The sequence below is a fragment of the Streptomyces sp. P5F9 genome, assembly GCF_057961495.1.
On record NZ_JBXVPZ010000202.1, the window covers coordinates 1 to 17,178 of the forward strand.

Below are 17,178 nucleotides of genomic sequence, written 5' to 3' on the forward strand. Positions count from 1 at the left end.
GGCATGCTCCATGTGGGCGGTGTCGGGGGTGGGGGTTGTCCGTCGTGGACAGTGCCGTTGTCGAGGGGATCGGTACGGGCCCGGCCGCGTAAACGGTGAACTCCCCTTCCAGGCGCGTTAGATTGACTCGCTGACGGTGGATGGAACGGCTGGTCAGGGGGCAAGGGCGATGGACAGCGACGGGACGCGGGACGCGCGACACACACAGGCCAATCCTGTGCCGCGTCCGGCGCGGCCGCCGGAGGTACCGGCCATGCCGCCGCGGCCTGCGCGGACACCGGGCTCGACCCCCGCGCCCGAACAGCCGCCGCGGTTCAACCCGGCCGTCGCCGACTGGCTGAACGAGCCCCGGCCGGCCGCCGCACCCGGCATCTGGCGCTACGGATACCGCCCCCCCAAGGCCGACCGCGCATCGACGCGGCTCTCCCCGGTCGCTGTCCTCGGTCTGCTGGTCCCCCTGGTGGTGGCGCTGATCGTGTGGTCCTTCTGGCGCCACGGCGCCGTTCCGTACCAATGGGTCGTGCTCAAGCTGTTCACCCCGAACGACTGGTGGTGGGCCGGCACCACATCCCCCAAGAACTTCAGGGGCACCGAGGCCATCAGCGTCTACGACGGTGTCTTCTTCGCCCTGCTCGTCTACACCGTCATCCGGCTGGGCGGTTGGCTCGACGTCGCCCGCCACGTCGTCGGCAGTCGTCCACAGCCGGCTCGCGCACTGCTGGCGGCCGTCGGCGGCCTTGTCGCACTGAGTTTCGTGTTCCCCCAGGCGTTCGGCGTCGGCTGGAACGCCCTGCCCGTCCAGGACCCGCTGTTCTCTCTCCTGACCCTGATCACCGGGGGCTACGAGATCTTCCAGTCGGTGCTGCTCATCGACTTCCTGTATGGCGTCATCACCGCCCTGGTCCTGTGGCCCTTCGCCCGCCTCGGCGGCTGGTGGCCGCTCGCGAAGGAACGACTCGCCGCGCGCGCCGACACGGGGGAGGACGGCGCCCAGCCGGTGCCCGCCGCGCTGCCGCCCGCCCAGTGGCCCGCGCTGCGGGAGGCCGGCCAGCACGAGGCGGCCGAACTTCTCACCGCCGAAGTGCTGATGGGCCGTATGAACGACGTGGACTGCGTACGGATCGGGCACGCGTGGGAAACCGCCCGCAGGGAAGCGCAGTTGGCGGCGTTCAGCGACACGGTGCTGCGCAAGGGAGCGGCGGCCTGGGTCCACCCGTCCGGAGTCCGGGACCTGCCCGGTCGTGCCGCACAGCACGACCTGCTCGAAGGGCAGGTGCGCATCGGACTGTGGACGGCCGGGGAACGTACGCCGTCGGCCTACCGCGGCGCGGGCACGGCCCTCGGCCCCGACACGCTCGGCACCTCGCTCCTCGTCGTGGGGCCGTCCGGCTCCGGCAAGACCAGGCACGTGGTCGCCCCGGTCGTCGAGTCCCTGGCTCTGCGGGCGCTGACCGGACAGTGTGCCGTCGTGGCGGTCTGCGCGGCCGGCACCCCGCTCGGCCCGGACTCGGCGTACGACGTCGTGGTGCGGATCGGAGACCCCGCCTCCGTCTACGATCTTGATCCGTACGCCGACAGCGCCGACCCCGACGCGGCTGCCACGTTCCTCGCCGAGGGACTGGTCGGAGACCTCGACACCGTCGGCGCTCAACGGGCCACGACCGCACTCGCTCAACTGCTCGGGCCGTATCGGGCGGTGCACGGCATTTTCCCGTCCCTCCCCGTGCTGCGGGAACTCCTGGAAGGCGAGCCGTCCGCGCTCGCCGCCCTGCGCCAGGCACTGTCGGCGCCGGAGCACGCAGGCCTGCGCCGCGACCTCGACGCCCGGGCTCGTCAGACCGGTGCCGCCGCCGACCCGGGACCGGTGCTCGCCGACCGGCTCGCGCTGCTGGACCGGCCCGTGTTCGCCGACTTCTTCGGCACGGGCGACGCGGCCGTCCGGCCGTTCTCGTTGCGTGCCGTCGCCCATCACCCCCTGCGGGTCCGGATCGACGTGCCTGCTCACGGGCACGAGGAGGCCTCCCGGCTGATCACCCGGCTGATCCTGGCCCAGTTCGACCATGTCGTGCACGACACCGACCGCCGGCACTTCGCCTGTCTCGTCCTCGACGACGCGACCGGGACGGTGACCGCCGAGTCCGTACGGCGCATGCAGCGTCTGCGCTCCCAGAACGCGGGCGTACTCCTGGCCCTGCGCACCCTGGGCGACGTCCCCGAGGCGCTGCACGGACCGCTGCACGGCGCGGTCGGCTGCCGGATGGCCTTCTCGGGTGTCACGACGTGGGACGGCAGCCGGTTCGCGCACGCCTGGGGCACGGAGTGGGTGGAGACCCGGGACGTGGCCCAGCACACCGTCTTCGCGGACCAGCCGATGACCCGGGCCATCCACGCCCTGCGCAAGCTGGTGACGGGCCGGGCGGTGACGACGGAGGCCGTGACCGTACGGCAGGTCGAGCGGGAGCGGTGGTCCGCGTCCCAGCTCGCGCACGAGGTGCCGCCGGGGCACGCGGTGCTGTCCCTCACGACGGTGGAGGGGAAGCACACTCCGCCATCACTGGTGGATCTGCGAGCCCCAGCCCTCTGAACCGGACATACAGATACGCACCCACCATACGGTGAGGCAGAATCGGCACAGGCAGTTCATACGCGACGGCCAAAAGATCGACATGATCGTCAGTTCTTCCTCCACCTGAAGGCACCATGCCCCCCACGCTCGCCTCCCTCGTCCACCACTCCGCGCTCAAGCTCACCGTGCGCGCCGGCGAGGACCGGCTGGACGTGCCCGTCCGCTGGGCGCATGTCAGTGAGCTGGCGGACCCGGTGCCGTACATGGAGGGCGGGGAGCTGCTGCTGACGACCGCGCTGAAGCTGGACGCGGAGGACGCGAAGGCCATGCGGCGGTATGTGAAGCGGCTGGTGGGCGCGGGAGTCGTCGGGCTGGGGTTCGCCGTCGGGGTCAACTACGACGAGATTCCGAAGGTGCTGGTCGACACGGCCCAGGAGGAAGGGCTGCCGTTGCTCGAAGTGCCCCGCCGCACCCCGTTCATCGCGATCAGCAAGGCCGTATCCGCGGCGATCGCCGCCGACCAGTACCGTTCCGTCACCGCCGGCTTCGCCGCCCAGCGCGAACTCACCAAGCAGGCCCTCACCGACGGCCCCGAGGGACTCCTCGCCGCCCTCGCCGCACAGGTCGACGGATGGGCCGCGCTCTACGACGCGTCCGGCGCCGTCGTCGCCACCGCACCCGAGTGGGCGGGCCGCCGTGCCGCCCGGCTCACGGCCGACGTGGAGCGGTTGCGGGACCGGCCCGCGCCGGCCTCGTCCGTCGTGGGCGGGCCGGACAACGAGGACCGTGTCGAACTGCACACCCTCGGCACCGGCCGCCGCCCGCGCGCCGCACTCGCCGTAGGAACGGCGTCGGCGCTCGGGACGGCGGAGCGGTACGCCGTGCACTCCGCGATCGCGCTCCTGACCCTCACCACGGAACGCTCGCGGTCCCTGCAGGCCGCCCATGAGCGGATCGGGGCGGCGGTGCTGCGGCTGCTGCTCGCCGGGCACCCGGACCACGCGCGGGCGGTCGCCGGGGATCTGTACGGCGGGCTGCTCGACGCGCCGTTCCGGATCATCGTGGGGGAGTCGACGGACGGTGACCCCTTGGACGGGCTCGCCGAGGCCGTGGAATCCGCCGCGGCGCGGTCCGGGGAAGCCGTGCTCGTCGTACCGGAAGGGCCGGAACGGCTGGTGGTGCTGGCCGTCGACGGCGGTGCCGCGGTCGAGGCGTGCGGGGAGTACGCGGCGGGGCGGGAGGGCGAGCGGGCCTCTTCGAGCACCGGGGAGCGCACCGGTGATGAGGACGACCTGGTCGTGGGGCTCTCCGCACCGGCCGGGCCCATCGCCGCGGCGGGCGCCTACAAGCAGGCCGAGCAGGCGTTGTCCGTGGCGCGGAGGCGGGGGCGGGTGCTCGTCGAGCACGAGCAGCTGGCCGCCGGGTCCGTGCTGCCGTTGCTCGCCGACGACGCGGTGCGCGCGTTCGCGGACGGGCTGCTGCGGCCGCTGTCCGAGCACGACGCCACGGGGCGCGGGGACCTCGTCGCCTCGCTGCGGGCGTGGCTGTCCCGGCACGGGCAGTGGGACGCGGCGGCCGCGGACCTCGGGGTGCACCGGCACACCTTGCGGTACCGGATGCGGCGGGTCGAGGAGATCCTCGGGCGGTCGCTGGACGATCCGGACGTACGGATGGAGTTGTGGCTCGCGTTGAAGGCGACGGCCGCGGCGGAGTAGACGGCATCTGCCTAACTGGAGTGTCCCGGCCCGGTACTGCTACGGCCCGGACAAACGCGCCCCCGCTTCCCCGCACCTACCGTTGACCGGGAAGCACCGAGCGACCCAACACCGAGCAACACCGAGAACAAGCACCCCCAACGCGGAAGGGCCGGCACACGCAATGCCCAACGAAACTGTGGCAGTCACCCACGCCTTCTGGCTCGCCGGCCGCCAGGCCACCGGCGAGGACACCTTCGACGTCACCTCGCCCTGGGACGGACGCCTCGTCGGCAAGGTCAGCGTGCCGACCGACGCCCAGGTCGAGGAGGCGGTGGCCGCCGCCTACGCCGTACGGGACGAGTTCGCCGCGACCCCCGCCCACGTCCGCGCCGCCGCCCTCGACCACGTCAGCCGGCGTCTCGTTGAGCGCACCGAGGAGATCGCGCAGCTCATCTCCGCAGAGAACGGCAAGCCGATCAAGTGGGCGCGTGGTGAGGTCGGCCGCGCGGTGTCCGTGTTCCGGTTCGCGGCGGAGGAGGCCCGGCGGTTCAACGGCGGCGAGGCCCAGCGCCTCGACACCGACGCCGGCGGCCAGGGCCGGCTTGCCCTCACCCGGCGCTTCCCGAAGGGCGCCGTCCTCGGCATCGCGCCCTTCAACTTCCCGCTGAACCTGTGCGCCCACAAGATCGCCCCCGCGATCGCGGCCGGCGTGCCGATCATCCTCAAGCCGGCCCCGGCCACCCCGCTCTCCGGCCTGATCATCGGCGACCTGCTCGCCGAGTCAGAGCTGCCCGCCGGTTCGTGGAGCATCCTGCCGGTCGCCAACGACCACATGCCCGCCCTCGTCCAGGACGAGCGGCTGCCGGTCATCTCCTTCACCGGTTCCGAGAAGGTCGGCTACGCGATCATGGACTCGGTGCCGCGCAAGCACTGCACCCTGGAGCTGGGCGGCAACGGCGCGGCCGTGGTCCTCGGGGACTACGCCTCCGACGCCGACCTCGACTGGGCCGCGACCCGCATCGCCACCTTCTCCAACTACCAGGGCGGCCAGTCCTGCATCTCCGTACAGCGGGTCATCGCCGACGCCGCCGTCTACGACCGGCTGCTCCCGCGCATAGTCGCCGCCGTCGAGGCCCAGGTCACCGGCGATCCGAGCGACGACAAGACCGACGTCGGGCCGCTGGTCAGCGAGGCCGCAGCGCAGCGCGTCGAGTCGTGGGTCCAGGAGGCCGTCGAGGCGGGCGCCACCCTCCTCACCGGCGGCAAGCGCGACGGCGCCTCGTACGCGCCGACCGTCCTCACCGACGTACCGGCCGACACGACGATCTCCTGCGAGGAGGTCTTCGGACCGGTGCTGACCGTCACGAAGGTGGACGGCGAGGCCGCCGCCTTCGCCGCCGCCAACGACTCCAAGTACGGCCTCCAGGCAGGGGTGTTCACCCACGACGTGCAGGTCGCCTTCCGCGCCCACCGCGCGCTCGAAGTCGGCGGTGTCGTGATCGGCGACGTCCCGTCCTACCGCGCCGACCAGATGCCCTACGGCGGCGCCAAGCAGTCCGGCGTCGGCCGCGAGGGCGTCAAGTTCGCGATGGACGACTACACCTACGAGCGGGTGCTGGTGCTGACCGGGCTCGCGCTCTAGCGAACCGGCTCTAGTAAACGGTAACCATTTTCATATAGTCTCCCTGTAGGGGCCCGGCACCGATGCCTTCCGGTGCCGGGCCCCTACTTTCCGTCGGCCAACTTCCGGACCCTCAGCCGGAGAAGCCGACGTGCGCGAGCCGCAACGGGCCGCGCAGCCTGATGTGCACGTCGTGCACGCCCTCGGCGACGATTCCGGCGCCGAGAGTGATGTAGTCGTACGGTCCCGACGTCGGTGCGGGCAGGGCGAGTTGGGCCAGTGCCGGGCCGCCGTCCAGCGACAGTTCTACGGCCCCCTCGCCCGCCACCTCCACGGTCACCTCCGTGACCCCGGCGCCGAAGTCGCAGTGCCGGTACGTCAGTTCGGCCGTGTCGCCGCCCGCCGGTGTCACCGCGTCGCCCGCCGCCTTCGTCCGGTCGACGATCTCGCCGCCCGACTGTTCGTCGAAGTCGGCCGAGTCCAGGCCGTGTTGGAGGAGGGGGCGGGGTGCTGCGGGCTCGCCGTCGAGCGTCACCGTCGTACGGAGCCGGATGTCCTCGCTGGAGGCGCCGAGGAGGAGTTCGTACGGACCCTGTTCGAGGCGGTGGCCACCCCGCGCCACGTCCCAGAACTCGAAGGCGGACAGCGGGACTTCGAAGGACAGCGCCGCCGCCTCGCCCGGCGCGAGGGTCACGCGGCGGTGTGCGGCCAGTTCGCGGCGCGGACGCGGGACCGACGGGTCCGTGGCGCGGGTGTACAGCTGCGCGACCTCGCCGGCCGCCACATCGCCCGTGTTGGTGACCGTGAACTCCACGTGCACCGCGCCGGGTTCGGCCCGTGCCGTCAGGCCGCCGTACGCGAAGGAGGCGTACGAGAGGCCGTGGCCGAAGGGGAAGAGAGGGGTGCCCTCGAAGTAGAGGTAGGTCTGGCGGCCGCCGATCACGTCGTAGTCGAGGAGGCCGGGCAGGTCGGTGTCGGTGGCGTACCAGGTCTGGGGGAGGCGGCCGGCAGGGGAGACGTCGCCGGCGAGGACGCGGGACAGGGCGGTGCCCGCCGCCTGGCCGCCGTGAGCCGTCCACAGGATCGCGGGGAGGTCGGCGGGGTCGACCGTGTACGGGTACGCGGAGACCAGCGCCAGGACCGTCTTCGGGTTGGCGGCGCGGGCCGCGCGCAGGAGGCGTTCCTGGTGGGCGGGGAGGCGGAGGGTCGTACGGTCCTCGGTCTCGCGGCCGTTGATGTGCGGGTCGTTGCCCGCGACGACGAGCACCACGTCCGCCGCCTCCGCGACCCGGGCCACCGCGTCCTCGCCGTGCTCGGCGACCACCAACTCGAAGACTTCCGCGCCCTCTTCGGCAACCTTCACGCCGTCGGCGGCGACAGAGACGTGGCGACCCGTACCGATGTGCAGCAGGAGGTGACCGTTCTCGTGGGGTTCCAGGCGGAATGTCTCCTGGACGACCCAGCCTCCGGGCTGGTCGGCGGAGGCGCGGACGTAGCCGTCGTCGGCGACCGAAAGGTACCGGCCGTCGGGGGCGCGGAGGGTGAGGACGCCCTCGCCCCAGTCGACGAGGGCGAGTTCGGTGCCGGTGCCGTCCGTGGTGAGGGGCGGGAGATCGGTGCGGCCGGCGAGGAGAGCCGGGTCCAACGCGCCCTCGGCTCCGCGTACTTCGTCTTCCGCGTCCGCCGACGGGACGTGCAGGTAAGCGCCTTGGGAGGTACGCAGCCGGACGCGGTCCACGCCCTCCGCGAACTCGACGCGTTCGGCGCCGAACCGCTCGTACAGGCCCTCCAGCGGAGTGGAGCGGTGGATCAACGTGCCGCTGTACCAGTCGAGTTTGCACTCGTCCGCGAGCAGGCCGACGACGGCGAGGCGGGTGTCGTGGGCGAGGGGCAGCAGGTCGTCGTTCTTCAGGAGTACCACCGCCTGTTCGGCGGCCTCCTGGGCGAGGGCCCGGTGCGCCGGGGTGTCGAAGTCCTTGATGTCGGCGTGCGGGTCCTGCGCCGGGTCGAACTCGCCGAGCCGGAACCGCACCGAGAGCTGACGGCGGACCGCCGCGTCGACGTCCGCCTCCGTCAACAGGCTCTGGTCCAGGGCGCCTTGGACCCGCGCGGCGATCGTCGAACCGTCCGTGCCGTGGTCGGTGAAGCTGTCCACGCCGGACAGCAGCGAGGCCGCCGTCGCCTCCTCGTGGGTGTCGAAGTAGCGCTCGGAGTCGACCAGGTTGGAGGGCGCGCCCGCGTCCGAGCAGACCAGGAGCTCCTCGTCGGTCCAGGTACGCAGTTGCTCGCGCAGGTAGGGCGAGACGTGGTTGGGGCGGCCGTTGACCAGGTTGTACGCGGGCATCACGCCCGCCACCGCGCCCGCCTCGACCGTCTCGCGGAAGGCGCGCAGGTCGTACTCGTGCAGCACGCGCGGGCGGACCGAGGAGGACGAGACGTCGCGGCCCGTCTCGTTGTTGTGCGCCAGCCAGTGCTTGAGGACGGGGGCCGTGCGCCAGTACGTCGGGTGGTCGCCGCGCAGGCCGCGCGTGTACGCGGTGGCGATCGCCGAGGTCAGCTTCGGGTCCTCCGAGTAGCCCTCCTCGTTACGGCCCCACAGCGGGTGGCGCAGCAGGTTCACCGTCGGGGACCACACGTTGAGGCCGACGCGGTCGTCGCGGGCCCGCATCGCGCGGACCTCCTTGGACACCGCGTCGCCGACCCGTCGTACGAGGTCCTCGTTCCAGGTCGCGCCCAGGCCCACCGCCTGCGGGAAGACCGTCGCCGGGCCCATCCACGCGACGCCGTGCAGGGCCTCCTGGCCGGTGCGGAACGCGGCGACGCCCAGACGTTCCACGGCGGGCGCGTACTGGTGCAGGAAGCCGACCTTCTCGTCGAGGGTGAGCCGTGCCAGCAGGTCGTCGATGCGCTTCGCGAACGGCAGGTGCGGATCGCGGAAAGGCGGCGTAGGCGGCGTTTGTGCGGTCACGTGGAGTTCCCCTTGCGATGGAGCGGCGCGGCTCTTTCGAAGCGCTTCGATGCTGATTCGACGCGGGGCAGGTGTCAAGAGACCTTCACCGTTATTTCAAGCAGCACATACGGACAGGTCACGCCCAGCACCTCCGAGGAATCTTGGGAGCGACCCTTGTGCACCCTTGGGTGTTCACTTAACCTCGCAGCAACATCGAAGCGCTTCGACTAAGTGCTCTGTTCCACTCAAGACACCGCAGCCGACGGCTCCACCGCCGGGTGTCCTGGTGCGCCATGAAGGGTTGACGCAATGACGCCGAACGCCTCCGCCGCCTCCGCTCCCAGCCGGAGAAGCTTTCTCGCCTCCACGGCGGTCGTCGCCGCAGCGGTGGCGGGAGGAGTACCGCTGCTCTCCGCCTGCGGGGCCTCGGACAGCGGTTCGGGCGGGGGCAGTTCGGAGGGCAAGGGCGTCAAGAAGCTGCTGCCGGCCTTCGTCGCCGGCAACGTGGTGACCCCGGACATCGCCTCCAAGAACGGCTCGGCGGTCGGCTTCACCAGCAAGCTGGACCTGGCCACCCTGAAGACCTCGGTGCCGAAGAAGCTCGGCAAGGGCGGCAAGGTCTCCATCATGTCGCCGTTCTGGGGCTCGCCGCCGAAGAGCGACAACGCCTACTACAAGGCGATGAACAGCCTCATCGGCGTCGACGTGGCCTGGCAGAACCAGGACGGCAACACCTACGACCAGAAGCTCGGCGCGGTGCTCGCCTCCAGCGACATCCCCGACATCGTGGTCGTCCCCAGCTGGAACATGGGCGGCAAGATACCCAGCGCCATCATCGGCAAGTTCGCCGACCTCGGCCCCTACCTCTCCGGCGACAAGGTCAAGGACTACCCGAACCTCGCGGCGATCCCCACCGACGCCTGGCAACGCTGCATCTTCGGCGGCAAACTGCGCGGACTGCCCATGCCGTCCTCGTACGTCCCCAACATCGTGCCCCTCTACCGCAAGGACATCTTCGACAAGGAGGGGTACGAAGTCCCCACCTCCGCCGACGAGTTCATGGCCCTGGCCAAGGAGATCACCAACGCCAAGGCCAAGCGCTGGGCCTGCCTGGACATGAAGTGGACCGCCTTCAACATGTGGGGCGTGCTCTCCGGCAGCGAGAAGTCGCTCGGCTGGAACCTCGTCGACGGCAAGCTGGTCAACCGCGTCGAGACCCAGGAGTACCTCGAAGCGCTGGAGTGGACCCGCAAGCTGTTCGCCGCCGGATACGTGCACCCCGACGCCAAGTTGGGCAAGAGCGCGGCCACCGACCCGGGCCCCAAGTTCGCCGCAGGCGAGTTCCTCATCTACAACCAGGACATCTCGCAGTGGTGGAGCCGCACCGCCGAACAGGCCACCCAGAACCCGTCCTACAAGATCTGGGGCATGGACATCTTCGGCCACGACGGCGGCGACCCGATCCTCTGGGCCGGCGAACCGGCCAACATCTTCGCCTTCATCAGCAAGAAGGCCTCCGAGTCCGTCATCCATGACGCGCTGGCCGTCGCCAACGTCACCGCCGCGCCGTACGGCACCAAGGAGTACATGCTCACCAACTACGGCGTGGAGGGCACCCATTACACCGTCAAGAACGGTGTCCCCACCAAGACCGACCAGGGCAACAACGAGGTCATCAACGCTTACGTGATGGTCGCCAGTCCCGCCGCCACCATCGCCCACCCGGACTTCCCCGAGGTCGCCAAGGCGCAGGTCGAGTGGCAGCAGCGGATGGGTGCCTTCACAAAGAAGTCGAGCTTCTACGGCCAGCAGATCACCGAGCCGAGCCGCTACACCAACCTCTCCAACGACTTCGAGCAGTTGGAGGACGACATCACCCGCGGCCGCAAGAAGATCAGCGACATGCAGCAGGCCGTCTCCGACTGGAAGAGCAAGGGCGGCGACCAACTCCGCGCCTGGTACCAGAAGTTGCTCGACGACAACGGCACGGCGGCGAGCTGACCGGGTACCGAGGCAAGGAGAACGGCCGTGTCCCACAGCACGGTGCCTCGGAGCAGGACCGAGGCCGACACGACGGGCAAGACCCCGGTGGCGTCCGGCGGCGCCACCGGACCCCGACGCAACCGCCCCAAGGCGAAGGTGAGTTGGCGGATCAGGTTCAGACGCGACCGCGTCCTGCTCCTGATGACCCTGCCGGCCGTCCTGCTCATCCTGGTCTTCAACTACCTGCCGATCCTCGGCAACATCGTCGCCTTCGAGGACTACGACCCCTACGTCAGCGACAACGGCATCGTCTCGATGCTGCACAGCCCCTGGGTCGGCCTGGAGAACTTCCAGCAGATCTTCGCGGACTCCGCGTTCTGGAGCGCCGTACAGAACACGCTCGTCCTGTTCTTCCTCCAGCTCATCCTGTTCTTCCCGATCCCGATCCTGCTCGCGCTGCTCATCAACAGCGTGGTCAGGCCCCGGGTCCGGGCGCTCTCACAAGCGATCCTCTACCTCCCGCACTTCTTCTCCTGGGTGCTGGTCATCGCCGTCTTCCAGCAACTCCTGGGCGGGGCGGGCCTGTTCTCGCAACTCCTGCGGCAACACGGGTTCGACGGCCTCGACGTCATGACCGACCCCAACACGTTCAAGTTCCTCATCACCGCGCAGAGCGTGTGGAAGGACGCGGGCTGGGGGATCATCGTCTTCCTCGCCGCGCTGTCCTCCGTCAGTCCCGATCTGTACGAGGCCGCCGCGATGGACGGGGCGGGGCGCTGGCGCCGGATGTGGCACGTCACGCTGCCGGCGCTACGACCGGTGATCGCACTGCTGTTGGTCCTGCGCGTGGGTGATGCGCTCACCGTCGGCTTCGAACAGATCCTGCTCCAACGCGACGCCGTGGGACCGGGAGCGGCGGAAGTCCTCGACACCTTCGTCTGGTGGAACGGTGTCCGCAACCAGGACTTCGGCTACGCGGCCGCCGCCGGACTCGTCAAGGGCGTGATCAGTCTCGGGCTGGTCCTCGCCGCGAACAAAGTGGCCCACCTCATGGGTGAGCAGGGGGTGTACAAGAAGTGACCGCCGTCATCGACCAACCCGTCGAGAGCTCCAGGTCCGCCAAGTCCGCACGGCCGCCCGGGCGTTGGGCCGCACCGCCCCGGCCGACCTGGGAGGAGGAACCCGGCAAGGTCGGCCTCGCCGGCAAGGGGCTCGTCCTCACCCTCGCCTGTCTCGCCATCCTCTTCCCGCTCTGGATCGTCCTCGTCACCAGCCTCTCCTCACGCAAGACCATCGACCAGGCCGGCGGGCTCGTCATGGTGCCCAAGGGCATCACCTTCGTCGCCTACAAGGAACTCCTCAGCGGCGGCCAGGTCACCCGTGCGGCGATCATCAGTGTCCTCATCACCGTCGTCGGCACGGCGTTCTCCATGGCGGTGTCCGTCCTCTGTGCGTACGGGCTCTCGCGTATCGGGTCGCTGGGGCATCGGTGGATCCTGATGATGATGCTGGCGACGATGTTCTTCAGCGCCGGGCTCATTCCGACGTATTTGTTGGTGCAGTCGCTCGGCCTGACCGACAGTTATCTCGCGTTGATCCTGCCCAGTGCGCTCAGTGTCTTCAACATCCTTGTGCTGCGCGGGTTCTTCATGGGGATCTCGCAGGAACTCATCGACAGTGCGCGGATCGATGGTGCCGGTGACTTCCGGATTCTGTGGGTCATTGTCATGCCGTTGTCGCGTGCGGTGCTGGCTGTCATCACGTTGTTTTATGCCGTGGGGTATTGGAGTGCCTGGTTCAACGCGTCGCTGTATCTGAACGACCAGGACATGATGCCGTTGCAGAACGTCATGATCCAGTTGGTGCAGAAGCAGGAGGCTCCGGTGGGGCTTGGGCAGGCGATCAAGACGGGGGAGTTGTCCGGGCTTGCCGTTCAGATGGCGGTCATGGTGATGGCGTTGTTGCCGGTGGCTGTGCTTTCGCCGTTTGTGCAGCGGCATTTTAAGAAGGGGATGCTTACGGGCGCCGTTAAGGGATGAGTTCGTAGTTTTGTGCGGGTGCGTTGTGGCTGGTCGCGCAGTTCCCCGCGCCCCTTAGGTGGATCTCCTTACCCCATCTCATACAGCGAGGTATGTGTCATGGATGCGTCCCGTCCGAGCCGGCGTGCCGTTCTTGCCGGGGCTGCGGCTGCCGCCGCGCTCACCAGCGTGCCGCTCCTCTCGGCGAAGGCACATGCCGCGGAAACCCCCTCCTACCGCTGGCGCAATGCCGCAATTGGCGGCACTGGATTTGTCACCGGCGTGTTGTTCCACCCCTCCGTCCGCGGCCTCGCCTACGCCCGTACCGATATCGGCGGCGCCTACCGCTGGGACGACCGGACCGCCCGCTGGACCCCCCTCACCGATCAACTCGGTTGGGACGACTGGAACTTGCTCGGGGTGGAGGCCCTCGCCGTCGACCCCGCGCATCCGGACCGGCTGTACCTCGCCGTCGGCACGTACGCCCAGTCCTGGGCGAGCAACGGTGCGGTCCTGCGCTCCGAGGACCGAGGCACGACCTGGACCCGCACCGACCTCACCGTGAAGCTCGGCGGCAACGAGGACGGGCGTGGTGCGGGGGAGCGGTTGCTCGTGGACCCGCGGGACAGTGACACCTTGTGGCTCGGCACCCGGCACGACGGGCTGCTCAAGTCGACCGACCGGGGTGTCACTTGGGCGGCCGTCAGCGGCTTCCCGGCGGCCGCAAGTCAGAGTGGCCAGGGCGTCACCTTCCTCGTCGCCGTCGGGCGTGCCGTCTACGCCGGGTGGGGCGACGGCGACGGGAGCGCCGGCGCCGTCAACCTCTACCGCACCATCGACGGCACCGCCTGGACCGCCGTCCCCGGGCAGCCCGCCAGCACCTCCGCCAAGGTTCCGATCCGCGCCGCGTACGACGCGCATGCCCGCGAGCTGTACGTGACGTACGCCGACGCCCCCGGGCCCAACGGCCAGTCCACCGGCAGTGTGCACAAGTTGGCCGTCGCGAGCGGGACTTGGACGGACGTGACGCCGGTCGTGCCGGGCGGGACCACGGCCGACGGGTCCGCCGACACCTTCGGCTACGGCGGGGTCGCCGTCGACGCCCGGCGCGCCGGCAGCGTCGTCGTCTCCACCAACAACCGCTGGGCGGCCGTCGACACCCTGTACCGGACGACCGACGGCGGCCGTACCTGGACGTCCCTCAAGGACACCGCTGTCATCGACGTGTCCGAGACTCCTTTCCTCAAGTGGGGTGCGGACCAGCCGAAGTTCGGCTGGTGGATCCAGGCCGTGGCCGTCGACCCGTACGACTCGAAACACGTCGTCTACGGCACCGGCGCCACGCTCTACGGCACCCGTGACCTCAAGCACTGGGCGCCGCGGATCCGTGGCCTGGAGGAGACGTCCGTGAGACAGCTGATCTCGCCCCCGGTCGGGGAGGCGCACCTGATCAGCGCCTCGGGGGACATCGGCGTGATGTACCACGAGCGGCTCACGGCGTCTCCGTCGCGCGGCATGGCGGCAAACCCCGTGTTCGGGTCGGCGACCGGGATCGCGCAGGCCGCGGGCAGGCCGTCGTACGTCGTCCGCACGGGCTTCGGCGACCACGGCAACGGTGCGTACTCCCGCGACGGCGGGCGGAGCTGGGCGCCCTTCGCTGCCCAGCCCGACATCGCCGGGGACTCACCGGGGCCGATCGCCACCAGCGCCGACGGCGGTGCGCTGCTGTGGTCCTTCGTGCACTGGGACGGCACGAAGTACGCGACTCACCGCTCGGCGGACAACGGCACGACCTGGTCCGAGGTCTCCTCCTTCCCGAAGGGCGCCACGCCGGTCGCCGACCCGGCCGACCCGACGCTCTTCTACGCGTACGACACCGACACAGGAACGCTATACGCCAGCACTGACAGTGGCCGTTCGTTCACTGCGCGTGCGGGCGGGCTGCCCTCCGGTGACAGTCAGTTCCAGCTGGTCGCGGCGCCGGGACGGACCGGTGACCTGTGGCTGAGCGTCAAGGGGAACGGGCTCTACCGGTCCCTCGACGGGGGCGTCAGCTTCTCGAAGGTCGACAGCTGCTGGGCCTCGTACACCCTTGGATTCGGCAGACCCGCCCCCGGCGCCGCCTACCCGGCGATCTATCAGGTCGGCTCCACCGAGACCATCACCGCCGTCTACCGCTCCGACGACGAGGCCAAGACTTGGGTGCGCATCAACGACGACCAGCACCAGTGGGGTTGGACCGGGCAGGCCATCACCGGCGACCCGCGCGTCCACGGCCGCGTGTACCTCGCCACCAACGGGCGCGGCATCCAGTACGGGGAGCAGATCTGATGCCTCAGCTCAGTGACACCACCCGCGGGCGCATCCTCTTCGGCGGTGACTACAACCCCGAGCAGTGGCCCGAGGAGACCTGGCACGACGACGTCCGGCTGATGAAGGACGCCGGCGTCAACTCCGTCACCCTCGGCGTCTTCTCCTGGGCCAGGCTCGAACCCGAGCCGGGCGCAAGGGAGTTCGGCTGGCTCGACCGGCTGATGGATCTGATGCACGGCAGTGGGATCGGCGTCGTCCTCGCCACGCCCACCTCCTCCCCGCCCCCGTGGCTGGGGCGCCTCCACCCGGAGACCCTGCCCCGCGACGCCGACGGCCGCATCGAATGGTGGGGCGGACGGCAGCACTTCTCGCACTCCAGCGCCGTCTACCGCAGCCACGCCGCCGCCATCACCGAGGCCCTGGCCGCCCGTTACGGCGGCCACCCCGCGCTCACCATGTGGCACATCAACAACGAGTACTGCACCTTCGACTACGGCGACGAGGCCGCCGTCGCCTTCCGCCGCTGGCTGCGCACGCGATACGGCACGCTCGACGCTCTCAACTCGGCCTGGGGAACGGCCTTCTGGAGCCAGGGCTACGACACCTGGGACGGCATCCTGCCCCCGCGTCACGCCCACTACCTCAACAACCCCACCCACGTGCTCGACTTCCGGCGCTTCACCTCCGACATGCTGCTGGAGTGCTACACCGCCGAGCGCGACATCGTCCGCCGGCACACCCCGCACCTCCCGGTCACCACCAACTTCATGCCGTTGTGGGTGGGGCAGGACGGCTGGCGCTGGTCCGAGGAGGAGGACGTCGTCTCGGTCGACCTGTACCCCGATCCGCGTGACCCCCTCGGTGCCCAAAGCGCCGCGCTCGTCCAGGACTTGACCCGTTCGCAGGCGCGCGGCGGCCCCTGGATGCTCATGGAACAGGCGGCCGGACCGGTCAACTGGCGCGGGGTGAACCACCCGAAGCCGCGTGGCCTCAACCGCCTCTGGTCCCTCCAGGCCGTGGCCCGCGGCGCCGACGCCGTCTGCTACTTCCAGTGGCGCCAATCCCGGCAGGGCGCCGAGAAGTTCCACTCCGGGATGCTCAGTCACGCGGGGGAGCGGGGCCGCACCTTCCAGGAGGTGAAGCAGCTCGGCGCCGAACTCGCCCGTATTGGTGGCGAGGTGACGGACACTCACATCGCCGCCGACATCGCGATCCTGCATGACTGGAACGCCTGGTGGGCGGGCGCGCAGGACGGCCGTCTCTCCACCGAGGTCGACCACCCGGAAGTCCTCCGCGCCTGGCACCGCGCCCTGTGGGAGTCCCACCTCACCACCGACTTCGCCCACCCCGAACACGACCTGTCCGCCTACAAGTTGGTGGTCGTCCCGCAGCTCTACCTCCTCACGGACACCGCGATCGACAACCTCCTCGCGTACGTGCGCGGTGGCGGCACCCTCGTCTCCGGCTTCCTGACGGGCATCGCCGACGAGGACGACCGCGTACGCCCCGGCGGCATGGACGCCCGACTCCGCGAACTGTTCGGCATCCGCACCCTGCACGAGTGGTGGCCACTGGACGCGGGGGAGACCGCCGAGTGCGAGGGCTTCCGCGGCGCGCTCTGGTCGGAGGAGATCGAGCCCGAGGACGACAACGTCGACGAGGTGATTCCGTACAAGGGAGGGGAGCTGGACGGCCTCCCCGCCGTCCTGCGCAGGGATCGTTCCTGGTACGTCTCGACACTCCCGGAGCCCCATGCGCTGCGCGCGCTGCTCGCCCGTATCGCCGCCGACGCGGGGGTCCTTCCGGTGCTCGCCGGCCTCCCGTTGGGCGTCGAGGCCGTACGGCGTGGGGAGCTGCTGTTCCTGCTCAACCACGGCCGCGAACCAGTCACCGTCGATCTCCCTGGTACCCACCGGGACTTGCTCACCGACGAGGCCGTCGAGGGCGAGATCACCCTCGGCCGTTACGGTGCGGCAGTGTTGCGCCCATGACCAGCGAACCCGCACCGGCCGGCCCCGCGACCCCCGGCC

The 17,178-nt window shown here is 70.2% G+C and carries 9 protein-coding genes; 8 read left to right on the top strand and 1 reads right to left on the bottom strand.

Annotation, left to right across the window (positions count from 1 at the left end; translation table 11 throughout):
* Positions 1–169 precede the first annotated feature (169 nt).
* The 3 genes from AC31A1_RS28200 (at position 170) to AC31A1_RS28210 (ending at position 5,905) form a co-directional block, all read left to right on the top strand.
* Positions 170–2,584, top strand: a complete 2,415-nt coding sequence (locus tag AC31A1_RS28200) for an ATP/GTP-binding protein (RefSeq protein WP_489656016.1) — start codon at positions 170–172, stop codon at positions 2,582–2,584.
* Positions 2,585–2,700: 116 nt separating this feature from the next.
* Complete coding sequence (locus tag AC31A1_RS28205) at positions 2,701–4,281, top strand: PucR family transcriptional regulator (protein WP_489656017.1); 1,581 nt, start codon at positions 2,701–2,703, stop codon at positions 4,279–4,281.
* Positions 4,282–4,459: 178 nt separating this feature from the next.
* Positions 4,460–5,905, top strand: a complete 1,446-nt coding sequence (locus tag AC31A1_RS28210) for an aldehyde dehydrogenase family protein (protein WP_398854372.1) — start codon at positions 4,460–4,462, stop codon at positions 5,903–5,905.
* 112 nt (positions 5,906–6,017) lie between these two features.
* On the opposite strand, the gene AC31A1_RS28215 is transcribed toward AC31A1_RS28210, so the two are convergent.
* Entirely contained in the window at positions 6,018–8,852 is a 2,835-nt protein-coding gene (locus AC31A1_RS28215; RefSeq protein ID WP_489656018.1) for a glycoside hydrolase family 3 C-terminal domain-containing protein, read from the bottom strand.
* A gap of 291 nt (positions 8,853–9,143) precedes the next feature.
* On the opposite strand from AC31A1_RS28215, the gene AC31A1_RS28220 reads away from it, so the two are divergent.
* The 5 genes from AC31A1_RS28220 to AC31A1_RS28240 all read left to right on the top strand — a co-directional run bounded on the left by AC31A1_RS28220 (position 9,144) and on the right by AC31A1_RS28240 (position 17,139).
* A complete protein-coding gene (locus AC31A1_RS28220) occupies positions 9,144–10,835 on the top strand; it encodes an extracellular solute-binding protein (protein ID WP_489656019.1) in 1,692 nt (563 codons plus the stop codon).
* Positions 10,836–10,862: 27 nt separating this feature from the next.
* Entirely contained in the window at positions 10,863–11,897 is a 1,035-nt protein-coding gene (locus AC31A1_RS28225; protein ID WP_489656020.1) for an ABC transporter permease, read from the top strand.
* Positions 11,894–12,856, top strand: coding sequence for a carbohydrate ABC transporter permease (locus tag AC31A1_RS28230; protein ID WP_390156704.1), 963 nt, complete (start codon positions 11,894–11,896; stop codon positions 12,854–12,856). Before AC31A1_RS28225 ends, AC31A1_RS28230 begins: the two co-directional genes overlap by 4 nt.
* A gap of 99 nt (positions 12,857–12,955) precedes the next feature.
* Positions 12,956–15,166 carry a 1,4-beta-glucanase gene (locus tag AC31A1_RS28235; protein ID WP_489656021.1) on the top strand — a complete coding sequence of 737 codons (2,211 nt, stop codon included), beginning with the start codon at positions 12,956–12,958 and terminating at the stop codon, positions 15,164–15,166.
* Positions 15,166–17,139: a beta-galactosidase gene (locus tag AC31A1_RS28240; RefSeq protein WP_489656022.1), complete on the top strand. Its 1,974-nt coding sequence runs from the start codon at positions 15,166–15,168 to the stop codon at positions 17,137–17,139. Before AC31A1_RS28235 ends, AC31A1_RS28240 begins: the two co-directional genes overlap by 1 nt.
* The last annotated feature ends 39 nt before the right edge of the window (positions 17,140–17,178 follow it).

Bases quoted from the DNA above. Each gene is read 5' to 3' on its own strand.
- AC31A1_RS28235 (WP_489656021.1), top strand. From the start codon at position 12,956: ATGGATGCGTCCCGTCCGAGCCGGCGTGCCGTTCTTGCCGGGGCTGCG.
- AC31A1_RS28200 (WP_489656016.1), top strand. From the start codon at position 170: ATGGACAGCGACGGGACGCGGGACGCGCGACACACACAGGCCAATCCT.
- AC31A1_RS28205 (WP_489656017.1), top strand. From the start codon at position 2,701: ATGCCCCCCACGCTCGCCTCCCTCGTCCACCACTCCGCGCTCAAGCTC.
- AC31A1_RS28240 (WP_489656022.1), top strand. From the start codon at position 15,166: ATGCCTCAGCTCAGTGACACCACCCGCGGGCGCATCCTCTTCGGCGGT.
- AC31A1_RS28220 (WP_489656019.1), top strand. From the start codon at position 9,144: ATGACGCCGAACGCCTCCGCCGCCTCCGCTCCCAGCCGGAGAAGCTTT.